At 43.1% G+C, this 16,819-nt stretch carries 15 protein-coding genes; 8 read left to right on the plus strand and 7 right to left on the minus strand.

The window, feature by feature from the left end; genetic code table 11:
- The first annotated feature begins 17 nt into the window (after positions 1–17).
- On the plus strand, positions 18–854 hold the full coding sequence (locus P2W71_RS18955; protein ID WP_276372890.1) for a porin family protein: 837 nt from the start codon (positions 18–20) through the stop codon (positions 852–854).
- A 623-nt stretch (positions 855–1,477) separates the two neighbouring features.
- On the opposite strand, the gene P2W71_RS18960 is transcribed toward P2W71_RS18955, so the two are convergent.
- The 3 genes from P2W71_RS18960 to P2W71_RS18970 all read right to left on the minus strand — a co-directional run bounded on the left by P2W71_RS18960 (position 1,478) and on the right by P2W71_RS18970 (position 5,719).
- The gene (locus P2W71_RS18960; protein ID WP_276372891.1) at positions 1,478–2,083 is read right to left on the minus strand and encodes a class II aldolase/adducin family protein; all 606 of its coding nucleotides are present in this window, start codon (positions 2,081–2,083) and stop codon (positions 1,478–1,480) included.
- Entirely contained in the window at positions 2,080–3,207 is a 1,128-nt protein-coding gene (gene mtnA, locus P2W71_RS18965) for an S-methyl-5-thioribose-1-phosphate isomerase (RefSeq protein WP_276372892.1), read from the minus strand. Before mtnA ends, P2W71_RS18960 begins: the two co-directional genes overlap by 4 nt.
- A 463-nt stretch (positions 3,208–3,670) precedes the next feature.
- Positions 3,671–5,719, minus strand: coding sequence for a PQQ-binding-like beta-propeller repeat protein (locus tag P2W71_RS18970; RefSeq protein WP_276372893.1), 2,049 nt, complete (start codon positions 5,717–5,719; stop codon positions 3,671–3,673).
- 452 nt (positions 5,720–6,171) lie between these two features.
- On the opposite strand from P2W71_RS18970, the gene greB reads away from it, so the two are divergent.
- Positions 6,172–6,645, plus strand: coding sequence for a transcription elongation factor GreB (gene greB, locus P2W71_RS18975; protein WP_276372894.1), 474 nt, complete (start codon positions 6,172–6,174; stop codon positions 6,643–6,645).
- Between the two features lie 177 nt (positions 6,646–6,822).
- Here the strand turns inward: greB and P2W71_RS18980 are convergent, their stop codons facing one another.
- The gene (locus P2W71_RS18980) at positions 6,823–7,764 is read right to left on the minus strand and encodes a winged helix-turn-helix domain-containing protein (protein WP_276372895.1); all 942 of its coding nucleotides are present in this window, start codon (positions 7,762–7,764) and stop codon (positions 6,823–6,825) included.
- A gap of 83 nt (positions 7,765–7,847) precedes the next feature.
- Here P2W71_RS18980 and P2W71_RS18985 point away from each other — a divergent pair, with 83 nt between their 5' ends.
- Both P2W71_RS18985 and P2W71_RS18990 read left to right on the plus strand, forming a co-directional pair.
- Entirely contained in the window at positions 7,848–8,390 is a 543-nt protein-coding gene (locus tag P2W71_RS18985) for a hypothetical protein (protein ID WP_276372896.1), read from the plus strand.
- A gap of 388 nt (positions 8,391–8,778) precedes the next feature.
- A complete protein-coding gene (locus P2W71_RS18990) occupies positions 8,779–10,035 on the plus strand; it encodes a restriction endonuclease PLD domain-containing protein (protein ID WP_276372897.1) in 1,257 nt (418 codons plus the stop codon).
- 598 nt (positions 10,036–10,633) lie between these two features.
- Here the strand turns inward: P2W71_RS18990 and P2W71_RS18995 are convergent.
- Entirely contained in the window at positions 10,634–11,203 is a 570-nt protein-coding gene (locus P2W71_RS18995; RefSeq protein ID WP_276372898.1) for a hypothetical protein, read from the minus strand.
- A gap of 595 nt (positions 11,204–11,798) precedes the next feature.
- Here P2W71_RS18995 and P2W71_RS19000 point away from each other — a divergent pair.
- The 4 genes from P2W71_RS19000 (at position 11,799) to P2W71_RS19015 (ending at position 14,578) form a co-directional block, all read left to right on the plus strand.
- Positions 11,799–13,049, plus strand: a complete 1,251-nt coding sequence (locus P2W71_RS19000; RefSeq protein WP_276372899.1) for an RNA polymerase sigma factor — start codon at positions 11,799–11,801, stop codon at positions 13,047–13,049.
- 102 nt (positions 13,050–13,151) lie between these two features.
- Complete coding sequence (locus P2W71_RS19005) at positions 13,152–13,727, plus strand: dihydrofolate reductase family protein (RefSeq protein WP_276372900.1); 576 nt, start codon at positions 13,152–13,154, stop codon at positions 13,725–13,727.
- 33 nt (positions 13,728–13,760) lie between these two features.
- Positions 13,761–14,129, plus strand: coding sequence for a nuclear transport factor 2 family protein (locus tag P2W71_RS19010; RefSeq protein ID WP_276372901.1), 369 nt, complete (start codon positions 13,761–13,763; stop codon positions 14,127–14,129).
- 50 nt (positions 14,130–14,179) lie between these two features.
- Positions 14,180–14,578: a YciI family protein gene (locus P2W71_RS19015; protein WP_276372902.1), complete on the plus strand. Its 399-nt coding sequence runs from the start codon at positions 14,180–14,182 to the stop codon at positions 14,576–14,578.
- 213 nt (positions 14,579–14,791) lie between these two features.
- On the opposite strand, the gene P2W71_RS19020 is transcribed toward P2W71_RS19015, so the two are convergent.
- Together P2W71_RS19020 and P2W71_RS19025 are read right to left on the minus strand one after the other, a co-directional pair.
- Positions 14,792–16,039, minus strand: coding sequence for an MFS transporter (locus P2W71_RS19020; RefSeq protein ID WP_276372903.1), 1,248 nt, complete (start codon positions 16,037–16,039; stop codon positions 14,792–14,794).
- Entirely contained in the window at positions 16,036–16,812 is a 777-nt protein-coding gene (locus P2W71_RS19025; protein ID WP_276372904.1) for a nucleoside phosphorylase, read from the minus strand. Before P2W71_RS19025 ends, P2W71_RS19020 begins: the two co-directional genes overlap by 4 nt.
- Positions 16,813–16,819 lie beyond the last annotated feature (7 nt).

The following is a 16,819-nucleotide window of genomic DNA, read 5'->3' on the forward strand; positions in this document are numbered from 1 at the left end:
CTTTTCGCACACAAACAATGGTGGCAAATTTGCCGGCAATAGCGTTGATGAAATATATATACTCGATTACATGTATTGCGGGGCTGCTCGTTTTTATATCTGTTGAAATAACTTCCGCGCAGATTATGCGCATAGGAGTGAAAGCAGGGCCGCAGTTATCCTGGGTTGCTGGCGACGATCCAAAATATAATTCGGTGGCAACGGTACGGCCAACAACAGGTTTTCATGCGGGATTAGTTTTGGCATTCAAAGTGAAGGACCGGTATTTTCTCAATACGGAATTAATTTATTCCCAAAAAGGAAAACGTGTTGAAGGTAAGATAGATCCTAACTTGAGGGATAAAGTTGTCTATAACCACATCGATGTGCCTGTGCTTTTTTCTATGCACTTCAAAGGTAGTCTTACAAAAGAAAGACAATTCAAATGGTACATCAATGCAGGGCCTACGACAAGTTACTGGCTAGGTGGAAAAGGTGTAATTAAGTCAGGTGACTTGATAGAAAACGGTCTTTCAGAATTGAAGTACAAGATTGCTTTTGGCACCAGGCCCGATCACAACAACGCAGACATACTCTATATAAAGGATGCCAAACGTCTCCAATTTTCTATGAGCATCGGAGGTGGCATATTACTAGAACCTGCCAATAGACAGAAGGTAATGATCGATTTCAGGTATGACATCGGACATACACGAATCGGCACGCCGGAGAGTTCACAATTTATGGTTCCTGCTGATTACCAGGACAGCCTGAAAGGTAGAAATAAAGGCATACGAATGTCGTTGATTTATCTTTTTGAATTCAGTTCAGATCGTAAAGAGAGAAATAAGGGTAAAAGCTCGATCAAAAAGTAAAAGCTGACTTTGGGATGACTATCGGCCAAACATATAACGATGTGGCGGGTAGGCTATCCGTAACTTCAAATTCCGCCCTTTCAGGGCTAATGTCGTTGTTGCTTTTTTTGCGCAGGCCTGAAAGGCCTGCGCTAGTGATGACGGCCCTTCAGGCCTGTGATTTCAGGGTGATTTAAATCCGTGCAGGTGGATTCAAGATTTACTAACAACAATTACGGGCGCATGTACTTAATATTTGGCTTGTTATTAAGAGGTGCTTTTCGAGATTCTTTTATGAGCATCAAGGAGACTTTAACATGTTGTCTTTTAGGGGACCTCAACCAAAAGGTTTGTTCTTACTCTGTTTAAAAAAATAGTAGGTTCAATCAATGATCATATCCGGACGATTATAGACCGTCAACACGCAGGTAGGCTTTCCGTGATTTTGAGATTTAGCCCTTTAAGCTAACATTGTTGTTGCTTTTTTTTGCGCAGGCTGGAAAGTCCTGCGCTAGTGATGACGGCCTGTACAGATGATTTTTTAATCCGGAAAGATGGATTCAAGAAGAACGAAGAAAATCCAAAAGGTTAACGAAGAACGCCGTGAAGTAACCAGAAATTATACAGCGTCTTTGGACGATTGGTTAAATCATTATCTTATTAAATTCATTCAATAACAATTCACCGGCCTGAGGTAGATTATTACCAAAACAAACTAGTCCTTCGTAATGGCCGGCCATGGCGAATATTTTATGTTGAGCAAGGTTTTGTTCGTTAAACAATCGTGTTATTTCCTTTGCCATTTCAGGTGTGCCGTATTCAATATTTTGCGCGGTGGCAGGCAAGGTATTCAAGAGTTTCTTCCATAATTTAAAATGATGAACATGCATCACGGCATGGGCATCGTTTGACTGTTCGTAAATCATCGCGTGGGTAAGGGATTCAGATGAAGCTATTGTAGATCCGGTTGAGCAGATTGCGTTCTTTTCTACATCATAATCAGTTACTAATGCATAATGCTCTTCCGTAAGCTTTTCAAATTTCCCGGTTCCAGATCCGGAAATAATAAATTCATTTTTCCTATGCCGAACGCTGATATTGCCATATCCGACACCCTCTTCATTAACACCGATAAGACCCAGGCGGTACAACTTATCCCGCCAAACATTCAGATCTCTTATCCATGCTTCTGCTAATGGTGCAGACTTTGTCCATTGACAATTGAATTTAATGACACCCTCTTCATTCATATCTGCTTGACTTTTTCAGCGTACATTTTAGTAATATCTTCTTCGCTTGCGCGGCAAATCCCTCGTTCTGTGATCAAGCCGCTGATAAGCCTGGCTGGGGTAACATCAAATCCATAATTCCCGGCGGGGCTGTCTAATGGTGTTATCAATACTTTTTTAATCTCGCCATCACATAACCCATACATGTATTTTACTTCATCAGAATTTCTCTCCTCGATATGAATGTCTTTCAAACCATCGTGTATACTCCAATCAAAAGTAGACGACGGCAATGCTACATAAAAAGGAATTCCATTGTCATGCGCTGCCAATGCCTTCAGGTAGGTGCCAATTTTATTGGCAGCATCTCCGGCAACGGTTACTCTATCTGCACCAGTGATTACCATATCCACCAAGGCATGTTGCATCAGGTGGCCGCCAGCATTATCTACAATGACGGTATGAGGGATACCTTGATTCATCAACTCCCATGCTGTTAAGCTTGCACCCTGATTGCGAGGACGCGTCTCATCTACCCAAACGTGAAGATCAATTCCTCTTTCAAATGCTTCATAAATTGGTGCAGTAGCGGAACCGTAATCAACAAAGGCCAGCCATCCAGCATTACAATGAGTCAAAATATTGACCACCTTTCCATTTTTTCGTTTACTGATCTCTTCAATAATTGCCACACCGTGCGTCCCTATTCGTCGGCAATACTCGGCGTCTTCCTGAGCAATATGCTCTGCCATTTTTCGAGCGATTTTAATTTTTTCATTGGCTGTTTTTCCCTGCGCGATAGCATCTAATTGTTTGTTAACGGCCCATTCCAAATTGACAGCTGTCGGTCGCGTGGCCTTCAAGGCATCCGCGGATGCCAATATGTGTTCTAAAGAATTTTTGTGCCTGGATTCTATAGTAGCCAGGTACATACCGTATCCTGCAGCAGCACCGATAAGACCAGCACCTCTCACATGCATGTCTTTTATTGCATGCACCATCTCGCTTACTGTATGTAAGTCTTCCGTGATGAAGCGATGTGGCAAATGACGTTGATCAATGATAGTGATCACTTCTTCATTTTCTTCGTTGATCCAGATCGTGCGATAGTGTTTGCCTAGTACTTTCATATTTGTCGATTGCATGAATTTAAACAAATATAATTTGTGAGGTATTTTTCACCGGTTAGGATCGGCGGGTATGATTCAGTTTTGTTATCTGAAGTAAGTAAGTGACAAAGAATTTGATTCTGGGCAACATTTCATTCCGCCCCTTCAGGGCTTGATGGCGCTTGTTGCTTTTTTTTCCGCAGGCCTAAAGTCCTGCGCTAGTGATGACGGCCTTTCAGGCCTGCGATATACAATGCACGTTTTTTACCAAACTGCCTCAGGCCTGCGATTAATCAACGTGATTTTTTTGTGAACCAAAAAAGTCCTTCGTGCTTGGTACGGCCTTGCATAAGAATTTGGTTCTGGACAACCTTTCATTCCGCCCTTCAAGGGCTTGATGGCGCCTGTTGCTTTTTTTACCGCAGGCCTAAAGGCCTGCGCTATTGATGACGGCCTTTCAGGCCTGTGAAGATACGTCGCCGTCGTTGTTCCGGTAAGACTATTTTAGCTTATAACAAACAAGTTCATTGGGACCTGTACGGTAGTAAACGTAGTTATAAATCTGATCCACTTCGTATTCGGGCTCCTTATCATTTTTAATATCAATTGCATTCACAATCTCACCGTTGCTTTTATTTATCTGGACGAGCTGATTTCCTTTTTTCTCCTGCTTCGTCATCATCATCATAAAAGTTGGCGTTGATAATGACGCTTTATAGCGCGCATTGAATTGCTTCATGGCGTTTGCAGAATATGCAAAGCCTGCGTTGCTCAGCTCGCCAAACCCTCTCGAAAATTCTTGTCCGACAGCTTTGCCGGCTGGGTCATTTGATTGCTGGGATGCCTGGGCAAATGCCGCAGAATAAACGCCTGCCACGCTACCGATATATGCTGCGCGGATGGCTTGTGCGGCAAGCAGCGCCCGCATAAGTGCAGGTTCGCGCGGTGCAGCATAGTATTTGTGGTATTTAACTGAGCCGTCGGATCCAAATTTCATTATGTTCTGCTCAGACATCATGATAATACCATCTGTGACAATGTCGATTGACGAGGGCATTTCCTTACCTTCAAATTCGATTTTTGCTGTTGTAATTTGTCTTGATGTTCCTGCTTGTTTATCTACTTCAAACAAGGACTTCTCCTTTGGGGAATAAACAAACATTTTTCCTGTTCCGTTATCGCCGGTAGGGAAAGGTCGGGGTACGTCGCTGTTAAAAGGATTACCGGCTTCTATTGAATTTGCCCAAAGCAGGCTTCCTGTATTGGTGTCTAAAATGTTTACTTCTTTTGTGGTTGTAAATAATAATCCTTTCGGCGTGAGCTCACTTTTAATCAGGTCGCCTTTGAGTTTTACCGGTTTAGGATACTTCAGCGTGCCGGTATTTGGATCCAGTATATTTAGGAAATATTCTTCAGCCTTATTGTTCCATGCATTGTCGAAGGCGGTTGTAATAAGGATACCTTGTTTTGTTTCAATATAGCTTACTACACTCCCTTCAGCCTTTATACCCTTCCCTTTTTTTCCCCAGGTAGTTTCGCCAGTTTCATAGCTTACGAGATTGATGGTCGGTTTTTGAGACGAGCGGGGACAGATGATCAATCCTTTTTCGTGAGGGATAACCTGGTTTAAGAGGTCGTTCTCTCTCGCAGGTTGCTTCCACACTGGAGCGCCTGTGTTTACATCATAGGCATAATATAGATTGTAGTAAAATTTCTGCGGGCCGCTTTCACTGCTGTTTGTTGTGGTGAACCCGGAACCGGTGTTTGATTCAATGTCGGTGCCTATATAGACAACACCCTTTCGATACGGTGAAAAATGAATTTGTGCATGCTTTGAAGGCTCAATTTTATTTTTCCAAGTAACCTGACCGTTGGATGAATTAATTCTAATTACATAATTCGGATGCGTCAGTAACAAACTATTTTGGTCCAGTTCGTAAGGCTCGCTTGTAAGCGCTTGCAGACTGCTCAGTTCGTCACCCATCTTTTGAAGTTTGCCTAAGATGCCTTTTCCAGCAGCTTCTGCTTTAAACAGATCGTCATTGGCCCACACTTGCTGTCCCGTGGCAATATCGTACATAAAAAGTGAAGCGACGAGATTCTTAGGGCGCATGCCAATCACCAGTAATTTTCCGGCGGAAGGAAGTACATGGCGGCTTAAAACACCAATGCTTTCCTTCTGAGAGTCGAACAAGGTCTTACCATTGGTAACTTCCACAATGGCTTGCATCGGAATCGTCGAACTACTGTTGGCTTTATAAGCAATGGTGACAAATTCCGTTCCCTGAACTTCTTCAAAAGTGGCTGGACTTAATGCTGGAAAGGATTTATTCTCCCAAAGAATTTTGCCATCATTAGGATTGACACCATATAACCCATCGTTAGTACTCACAATAATATAGCCCAATGAATGAACGCGCTGCCAGTTAATGGTTGTTTTAAATTTTGCTGACCATGCCGGCGGGAGTTTTTGCTGCGCGTGCCCTGAAAAAGCCGTTAATATCAATATAGCCAGCAGGTGTTGAGCAAAGGTGATTTTCAGTTTCATACCATTGAAATTTTAAGGTCAAAATTGTGCCCTTTCGTGAAGCTTGTTAGTGCACTATGAACCAATAAGAGCTTACAACTTACGAACTCCTTCGACGAAGTCGTTGGCTTTTTCGACGAGGCGCTTAGCTATTTAAGGCTAAAACTTACATGACATATTTGTATAACGGCTACCAAGATTTCCAACCTTTCCCTGATGGCCAATTTGATTAAGAAGGAGACAATCAAAACTTCGTTTTATCGAATAAAGAAATCATTTTCGTGGCTGAGGCAGCGGCAAAAAATCTTGATCGACCAATTCTATCTCCATGAAGCTGTTTCGCTTTTCTTTATTACGGATTAATGTTTTCTTTGACGAATGGGATAAAATGTATAATTCACGGCATTAAAATTTATGGAACACTGTATAAGCGTAAAAAGTCGGATCATGCATTGCTCCGTGATTAAGCAACTATGAAAACGCCCTTAATTACCCCAGAAGGTTTAGAAAAGTTAAAAGCTGAGTTGGATCATCTGTGGCGTGTTGAACGGCCAGAGACCACACAAAAAGTATCGTGGGCCGCAAGCCTTGGGGATCGCTCTGAAAATGCAGATTATCATTACAATAAAAAGCGTCTGCGTGAAATTGACCGGCGCGTGCTTTATTTACGCAAGTGTATTGATGATTTGAAAGTGGTGAATTATTCACCCTTCCAGGAAGGTAAAGTATTGTTTGGCGCGTGGGTAGAAATTGAAAATGTAAAAGGCGATCACAAACGCTTCCGCATCGTGGGCTATGATGAGATTTTTGATACCAAAGATTACATTTCTATCGATTCCCCAATGGCGCGTGCGCTGATGAAGAAAGAAGTGGGTGATGAAGCAGTGGTGAAAACAGAGGCTGGGGAGTTTGCCTGGCGTGTGACCAAAATTGAGTATCAGAAATAACGATGTTTAGTAAACAATCTGACACTTCTGCAACACTCGTATAATTGATATGTTGATTCCGGACGGATGAGCCTTCCCTAATTGAAACATGTCTGGACTAGCCCAAGGGTTGTCATGCTTGTATATTACCTTTGTATTCGCGCTGGGCAGAACAAATTTTTTTCAACAAAAGTTAGATCACGCTGCACCTGCGTTATCTACGATCTCAAGTTTGTAGCCTTTACCGTGAATATTGGTTATGCGAAGATCAGGATCGGCGCTTAATTTTTTTCTAAGCTTTGAGATGAACATGTCAAGGCTGCGACCAGTGATAACACCGTCATCGGTCCATACTTCCTGGATAAGTTCGTCGCGCAACGTGAGTCGCCCGATATTTCTATTGAGTAATGTCAGTATTCTGCACTCCTTATCTGTCAATGAAATTGCTTCTTCGCCTATTCTCAAACGCTGGTGGGTGGTGTCAAATTCAAATCTTCCTATTGTAAGAACCGGATTGCTTTCATTTTGAATTGAAACATTCTGCTCCGCTGATGGCATTGATTTTTTAGACTGAAGGCTGGTGCTGATCAATACAACGGCCAACACTGATATGATACCACTGATCATCAGCGCAATTTGTGAATTAAGAACCGTGGGGTCAGGAAAATCCGCAAAAGCAATTTCAATGTTATAGCAAGCTTTCGGTTGACTCCTGCCTTGACAAGATTTAATACTGTTATGGGGAGGATTGATTTCAAATCCATAAACAATAGCTGGGTTATGACATTTATAAACGGTAACAGTGTACCTGGATAGTCCTGTTTTGGCAAGAAACTGCTGGACAATTGGCACTAAGATGTCGGGATGAAATACAAATTCGTTTTCAAATTTTAGCAGGAATACACCTTTGGCTTTTTCGATAACCGGAGGAATCACGGATGTTGAGTCACCAGCGCGAAGAAGCAAATCATGCCCGATAGCACGCACCGCTATATTGACTCGCTTGGAATATATCTCGCCCTCTGACCTATCCGTAATGAAAGCGGTCAAAAATAAAATAGCACAAAGCGAGATGACAATTGCAGCGAAAAGCTTAAATCTCGGTGCTCTGAAGACTGTACGGAAAAAATTTACGCGCATTTACAATTCTTTTTACAAACTATTTACAATTGGCCCAACCCTCGATGCGTACGTTTGGGTACACAAACCAAAGTAACTTTTTTATGAAACATTTAAAAAAAACGACTGCCCTATTGATGCTTCTAACGTCAATTATTGGTTCCCGGACACTTGCCCAGGATTTTGTTAATATGAATGCGATACTGAAGTTCAATAACGATATGATAGTCAAGACAGCGTTAGCGGAGGAAATAAAGAAAGAACGCGCAAAGGAAGTGATGCAAGACAATGAATACGTTAGTACTGGGTATGAAAAGGGAATATTTTCAGGCAATCCTCTTATGTTAAACGGCAAGTCTTTAGACTACGGCGAATTCAACCTGCAATCACAAGGCGAACTGACAGTGACTAAAGGAGCAGCTATAACCGGGCAAACAACGCAAATTCCTTTTCATGTGTACTTGAGAAGAAATGGAAATATTGTTCTGATCCCTGGTAAGGAAAGATCGGATCCGCAGCAGACTAAAATTGATATATCGGAGGTTTTAAGATATGCAGCACCCGGAGATCATCTTGTAATTGAGGCGGTCAGGAAAGAAGACGGTCCTGTGAAAAGAATTTTGAAATTACTTGGTGGCGGTTGCTAGCATCGTGCTAACAAAATCTTTAGGCTGGTTCCATTTGAATTGATTCTTCTTCTTTCATTCTCAAGGCAAGCCGATGAGGCACGTGCATGTTAAGATCTATTCTTGGTATTGAACAAAACAGGACAGAGGCCCGAAATTTTTTACCGGATTGAATGTGAAGAACTGTTCCTGTTCTCTGTGAAGTGTGCTCGAGTATTTCGTCCGTAATCTCGGAATAGGGTCAGTGTGTACTTTACTGCTTTTAACGGTACGCCTGGCCCTTCTTCCCCCTGGAGACAATGTGCGGATAGAATTCAAAATCATTCGTTATAAAACTTGAGAAGGACGTTATACGATCCTCGCCGGTTTGTAATTTGCGGCTAGAAAGTCAATTAACGTGCTTTGTTTCATGATCACTAAAAAACTCGCTGTACCCTTCATTAACGAAAAGCTGCTCCAGCAGGTAGAACATTGTTACATTGCTACTGCAGCTATCTCGGAAGCCGGATTCGACTTCATCCGAACCCGAATTCCAACCAAAACAAAAATGGAAATTGTGACAGGACTGGAGATGCCTACTTCGCCTGGTGTACTACAAAGGATCTGGCGCAACTATCAGGGGCGCATTACGCTGAACATTTACACGCGCAACGACTTTCACGCTAATGTGTACATCTTCGACTTGCCGTATCGGAAGTCCGTTGCTTTTGTGGGGTCGGGCCACTTCACCCTAGAAGGTATTAAAGACAGTGAAGAACTTTTTTACAAGATCAGCGACGCAAAAGAAATTGAAAATCTTAAATCATGGTTTATCGGCTATTACGAATTCGCACAGCCTCTTACGGAAACGCTTATTGCAGAATATGAATTGCGTTACCCTGTAATGAAGCAAAGACACCATGCATCACGCCTGGAAAAGAAGCAATTCATCGCGCTCACGACAGCCGGTTTTAGCTGGGATCAAATGAAGTTGAAGCAACAGTACTTCAAAAAAGAAGATTATCTCGCCTTCAGCAGCAGCAAAGCTCACTTTACTACACCTGAACTTTATGCCGAGCGGGTGAGCGTGCAAAACAAATTTAAAGCACTTCATGAGCTGATTAAGAATGACCTGCAGAAATTAGGATTTCATGCGACAGATCCGAACTCCACCGTCAGCAGCTTTGATCCGGCTCATCATGATGATAGCCAACTGCGCAGCATGTGGTTGGCTTATAGCATTAAGACAGCGTTAAAAAATCGTGACGAAGCAACCACATTCGGTGATCAGATGCATGTACAAATCATGCTCAGCCAAATGGATATGGGTATTTACTTTTTGGCTGGAAGTCCCCGGAAAGGACGAGTCGATCGTGAATATTTTAAGCGAAGGATGAACGACGTTGAATACCGGAAACAAACTTTTGCACTCCTTAGTGGTTTAGGTGGCGGTTATTGGATTGAAGTGGCGTGCGAACGGAAAAATATAGACGCTTTTCCGACAGAAGACGCCCTATGGGAATTTACAAAAGCTGATCAGTGGCTATATTATGATTTTATCATAGGCAAAAATTATACTCCGGACGCCGTTGAAATCAGCAGTGAAAATATAGCGGCGACCATTGTGAAGGAATTGGATAAACTATCGTTTTTGTTCAGGCATATGCAGGCGGCTGCTGAAATGTAATTACACGACAATCTTCTAGGCCACCCGCATGGGCTTACCGTTGGCCTTCAATTGATTCGACTGTCCTTTGTTGCTGGTGTTACTTGCTTTGGTTCGGAGGTGTCCAAATAAATGGCGTGTAGACCGGGTCTACCAGATCTGCCATTTCGAAAGTAGGTGGGCGTACGGATTGATTACCTACTAAAACTATAATAAGACATATTCGACATGGGCTTAGCTCAGACGGTGTCAATGCAATACCATTAGGAAGGTAATGGTATCAAAACTTCGGCTATAAAGAAAGGCGTCAGTCATGTTATGCATGCCCGACGCCGTAGTCATATTGACTCATGTTAATGGTGTTAAAATTTCCGAATGTTGCGCTGGCAGCAGTGTGTACTTTACTGCTTTCAACGGTGTGCCTGGTGCATTCTTCCTCGAAGACTCACCGGCTGGTTTTCTTAGTTGTTGTTCATGTCGTTTCTTTTAAGTTAGCGATCACGTTAATAGCTTCATTGCAGGGACAGCGATCCAGTGCGCTTTGATAATGCCTTCAAACTATTTTGTGGAAAGGCTTCGAAGGACTGTTGCTGTTGTCTGTGAAGTGAACCCTCGAGCATTACGCCAGTAATTTCTCGAAGATGGTCTCGTTGCCCGGACGGTCGATCGCCGTAACGACGATCTTCACTCCTGTCAACGATGCAAGCGCTTGCGTGGTGACGTACTTCCATTCGGTGTCACCAGCCTTGAGCGACGCTTCGCCAGACTCGATCAATACACCATCAGCGTTTTGGATGTCGATCTTCATCCTGATGGTCTTTGCATTGTCTGACACCAACACCAGGATCGTGCTTCCAGCCACACCCGTAAATCCAGATACGTTTACGTCAAGCACTTTCGGACGGGTCATGTAGTCACCCAGCGCCGCCGCAAAAGGATTAGCAAAGGCGCCGTTACCGGCCATCTCTTTGTACTCCTGCTTCGCTACGGGATCCTGCATCTTAGCTTTCGCATATTCGGCTGCCCGTTGAAAGCGTACCTGATGCGCTAATTGCTTTTCTGTCTGAACCCTTGGGGCCGTCAACCTTCTTGATGCCAGTGTAACGCCGTGGACTACACGGAACACGATTTTCTTTCCAAACTTGCCGCTCATGCCTTCGGTCAAGTCATTTTCTTTAATAAGAGCCATAAATAAATAAATTTTAAAGGTTAAACATTAATTAAACTACTATCGCCTCTCAGACAACCCGCGGTGTTATCGTTGAATTGATATTTCAAAAGTAGGCGGGCAGACCGCAACCAACTTTCGGTCTGATTTTTATTTAAATATTTTTACTTTTTTTTGATAACTGACAATATTTCAGGTTTCATCGCCGAACCTGACACTGCCTAAACCATGAATAAACCTTGCCTATACTGTCAGTATACTAGCCATAAGTATTACTACCCGAAACTTGGATATTAATTCATCGGCATTCAAATCGATGACGAAAAAACTAGGACAGGGAACGAACACACTTGAATAAAACAGAAGAATTTTTTATTTGACAACCTTGTGAGCTTAAAATTCCTCGTCACATCTAAAGCAAAGCTGGGTCAAATTAGCGGGCAATGAATCGTTATGACATCCTTCCAACCATTTCGACATAAGCCGAAATATGTGCCGATAATCATTCATGAATAAAACTCACAGACAAATCAGTCATTGGTATTTAACTATTTGACATTAGATATTTTGATGTAGATTTTCACCGCGTTTAAAACACAGCATCTAACAGACGACCATGCAAAACTCTCCAGAATATATTCGTCAACTTTTGAGTGACATCTACCAAAAAGAGTCGCGCCCTGTTTTTGCAACCCTGATCCGATTGCTTGGAGACTTCGACAGTGCCGAAGATGCTTTGCATGATGCCTTCAAGGCAGCGCTTGAGCAATGGACCGAAAACGGCATTCCCTCCAGCCCAAGGGCTTGGCTTATTTCCACCGGTCGCTTTAAGGCCATTGACCGTATTCGGCGTCAATCAAAATTTAATCCATTACAGATACAGCAAGTCCGGCAAATGGAGGCTGATACGGCCGATCCTTCGAAACAGATTGATAAAGAGATTGAAGATGACGTGCTTCGGCTGATCTTCACCTGCTGCCACCCGGCACTCGCACTTGATACGCGCACAGCGATGACGTTGCGTGAGGTATGCAATCTGACCACCGAAGAGATCGCCAGCGCGTTTCTTGCCACGTCATCCACTATTGCACAGCGGATTGTTCGTGGAAAGGCGAAAATTCGTGAAACAAAAATTCCTTTCGAAGTCCCGCAACAACATGAGCTGCCAGACCGGCTTGGGACTGTACTCCAGGTAATTTACCTTGTATTTAACGAAGGCTACTATGCCTCGTCAGGCGCAACGGTAACCCGGGTTGACCTTTCAAGCGAAGCGATTCGACTCGGCCGTCTTCTGCATGATTTGCTGCCTAGCCCTGAGGTTACCGGATTATTGGGCCTGATGCTCCTACACGAATCGCGGCGGCCTGCCCGTACCACGGCGGCCGGAGATCTTATTCTTTTGGAAGATCAGGACCGCTCACTTTGGAATCGAGATATGATAGCAGAGGGAACGTCGCTTGTAGAGCAAGCCTTTTTATCCAAACCACCAGGTCTGTACACGCTGCAGGCAGCTATCGCAGCGCTGCACGCCGAAGCAAAGAATGCCGAAGCCACTGACTGGGCTCAGATAGCAGGACTCTATACCTTGTTGCTGCGCATAAATCCTTCACCCGTTATTGAATTAAACCGCGCTGTAGCCATAGCCATGCACAAGGGTCCCGAGGCAGGGTTGCTCCATATCGAGGCGATTCTGGAACGTGGAGAATTAAAAGATTATCCCTTGGCTTACTCGGCACGGGCGGAATTGTGCCGGAGAGCGGGCAGGACTGGCGAAGCACGGATATCATGGGAACGTGCGCTTTCCCTTACCCAACAAGACCCGGAACGTCGGTTTATCGAACGAAAGCTCCAAGAACTGGGGCCGTAATTCGGTGTTAAAAAAAAATTTAAGATTGTTTGTCGATTTTGTCGTCTGCTGTTCGACTACCTGGTGAAGACTGACAATTAAACAAAACTAAAAACAACTGATATGAGAAAACTGATCATGTGGAATGTTACCACGCTGGACGGCTATTTTGAAGGAGAAAAAAACTGGGACTTATCCTTTCACAATACAATCTGGGGACCGGAACTTGAGAAACTTAGTCGTGAGCAGCTACATTCTGCTGACTTTCTAGTGTTCGGCCGGGTAACTTATGAAGGGATGGCTGCATACTGGAAAAACGCGGAAAGTGAAAATGCGGAAATTGCCAAACTAATGAATAGCATTCCTAAACTTGTTTTTTCGAAAACATTGAAAGAAGATGACTTGAGAGCTATCGGGTGGAACAATACGACGCTTATTAATAAGAATGCGTCCGCCGAAATTTCGAGGCTGAAAGCTCAGGGCGGGAGGGATATGTATGTATTTGGAAGCGCGGACCTTTCTACCACATTTATCAACGATGACCTTTTTGATGAATATCGCATTGGAATCGCGCCGGTTATTTTGGGCAGTGGCAGACCGCTGTTCAAACAGGGAATATCTTCAAGGAATTTATCCCTTGTCTCAGCGCAACAGCTTTCAACTGGCGGTGCCGTTCTAACATTCGTAAAAAAATCTTAACGCAAGTATTAATCAAAAGAATCTAAATCAAGCATGACAGAAAATAAAAAAACCGTCGAGAAATATATGGAGGGATTTCGCAAAAGTGATCATCAAATGATCCTTGATTGCCTTACGGATGATGTTGTCTGGAAAATGCCAGGCGTGTATATGCACCGTGGTAAAGAGGCATTTGACAAAGAAATTGAAAATGAAAATTTTGTAGGGAGTCCGACAATTCAAATTAAAAGATTCGTCGAAGAAAACGATATTGTCATTGCGGAAGGCGCTGTTCAAGGAAAGATGAAAAATGGAAACGTCCTTGATGCGGTATTTTGCGATGTCTTTGAAATGACCGGCGGAAAGATCAGGTGTCTTACCTCCTATTTAATGACCTTAAACACTTCAATTAAGTTTGAGTAGTATGGAAAACAGAATCGAAAGTCAATCAAGCAAACAAAAATAAAAAAACTATGAAATACATTTGCCTTGGATATATTAATGAAAAAGCATGGGGATCAGCTAGCGAAGACGAACAAAAAGCCATGATGGATGAGTGCTTCGCTTACGATGACGAACTGAGAAAGAACGGTCACTTTGTAGGCGGTGAAGCGCTGCAAGGCTCTCAAAATGCCACCACAATAAGTTGGCGTAACGGCAACGTCTCCGTGACTGACGGTCCCTTCGCAGAAACCAAAGAACAAATAGGTGGTATCATGATACTGGAAGCCACCGACCTTAATCATGCCATTCGCTTATTGTCGAACCATCCTTCAGTTCGACTCCTGCGCGAGAAGGGCTGTTGGGAAATTCGTCCTGCTGCCGACCTTACCATGATGATTGACGAGAGTGAGCGGCGAAGGAAGTTGTAGCGCGTATTTACTTACAAAGTCAGGGATTGATTTTATTGTACGAGGACGACGTCAGAACATCTATGACGTCGTCAACGTATTAAACCAATTTTGTTCATTATTCAATGATATTGTAGCTAAGCAGAAAGAATTCAGTGCCAGCGAGCGCTGACCTTAAGCGTCAATCCCTATTTTTATTAAACTATTCTAACGTTTGGTCTAATGAGCACAACGTTAAATTGAAAACCCTAGCCTTTTAGATTCAAAAGTTTTCTTTGAGCAACCCATTCTATACTGGACGATGACCGACGAAGCAATCGTCAGTAAACCAATGCTAAGAACAGGAGCTATCAATCCAAATTGATCTGCAATTAATCCGGTAAGGATAGCCCCAATGGCGTAACCGAGATCCCGCCATAAACGGAATATGCCAATACTCTGCGGACGTTGATGAGGATGTGTATAATCTGATACTGCTGCCAAAAAAGTTGGATAAACTATCGCGGTACCAACACCGAGTAAAGCCGATAAAACAATAAAAAAGAGAAAAGAGTTAGCCCAGATCATCGCCACCAATGCAAAACCTTGGAGGAACATTCCCCAAAAGAGTAAAGTCCTTTTACAATACTTATCAGCAAGGGAGCCTGTAAAAAGCTGGCCCATTCCCCAGACCGCAGGATAGGTTGCAACGATGATTCCAATTTCATTCAGATTAAAACCTTTGGATGCTAACAATAACGGGAACAATCCCCAAACCATTCCATCATTCAGGTTATTGACCAACCCTGCCTGAGTAACAGAACCCAGATCTTTGTGCTTCCAGGTGGTCTCCCAAAAAACATTTTTAAGTTTAGGAACAGTCCTGGTGGTAGATTCAAGCAGCACGTGTTTATCCGTATCCTTTACAAAAAATACGCTTAACGTTAATCCGACAATTGCCAATCCAATCCCAACATAAAAAGGATAAGGTCTTAATCCGTATTCATGCGCAATCCACCCAGTAACATACGCAATCACAGCTAATGCAATGTATCCAGCGAACTCATTCAAGCCCATGGCGAAGCCTCTGTTCTTTTCTCCCACCAAATCGATTTTCATCACAACGGTACTGGACCACGCTAATCCCTGGTTGATGCCCAAAAGAATATTGGCAGCAATGATCCAGTTCCAACTGGTCGCTTCCATCAACATGACCGGTACCGGTAAAGCAAATAACCATCCGACAACCAAGAGTCTTTTGCGGCCGAATTTAGTCGCAAGAATACCTGTATAGTAATTTGTAATCGCCTTAGTTATTCCAAACACGACGATGAACGAAAGTATAGCAGTCTTTGCTGCCATACCAAAATCTGCTTCAGCAATTTGAGGAATGATCGTTCTTTCCAACCCGACCATTCCACCCACGAATGCGTTTACAAAAACGAGTATCGAGAATTGTTTCCAATTTTCTTTTAAGCCAAGTTGAATAGAAGGCGTGTTCATCCTGTTATCTTTTTGGCAGTTTGATAAATCAACTCAAGCGATGTTAAGCTTCCATTCTCTAATCCTTTTTCAAAATCACCGTTTTGTTGCGCCATAGAATTCGTCAGGTGCGCATAACAAACAACAGGTTTAGATCTTGCTTTACTAAAGGCGTACAAGGCCGACGCTTCCATTTCGACTGCATCGGCACCAAGAGATTTTGCTTCTGAAATAGCGGATGCGGTTTCACGATATGGGGCATCAGTAGTCCAACTTTTTCCTATTTGTACGGATAACGATTTGTCGGAAAGTAGTGGCTGTAGTTTGGCGAGGAGATGAGGACTTATCACTGACTCTTGTCCTTTCGGTAAATAATGATAGCTCGTTCCTTCGTCCCTCAACGTATTTTTTATAAGAACGTAATCCGATATTACCGCGTCATTTATTTTACCAGCAGATGTCACGCTTATCACCAATTCACAACCTGACACAAATAGTTGTTCAGCAAGTAGCACGGCATAAGAAGCACCAACAGCACAACCAATAATTCCGAACTCAAGATCTTTATACTTTGCATTATAAAGCTCGCTGTGATAACACGCCCAGCAGGTATTCAATTGTGCCAGATGTTTTTTTAGATAACGAACGATATCTCCATCGGGATCAAGAATGCAGACCTTGGGCACATTGCACTCGCTCATATTTTTTTGCCTCCTTGCTTCCCGTAGTAAATTTTCGGGAAGGAATATGGATTCTTCATTATACTGTTTCTCTTCAAATAAATCCGGCTGCATAGTAATG

Origin of the sequence: Chryseolinea sp. H1M3-3 (genome assembly GCF_029360725.1) — a bacterium.
Classification (GTDB): Bacteria; Bacteroidota; Bacteroidia; order Cytophagales; family Cyclobacteriaceae; genus Chryseolinea.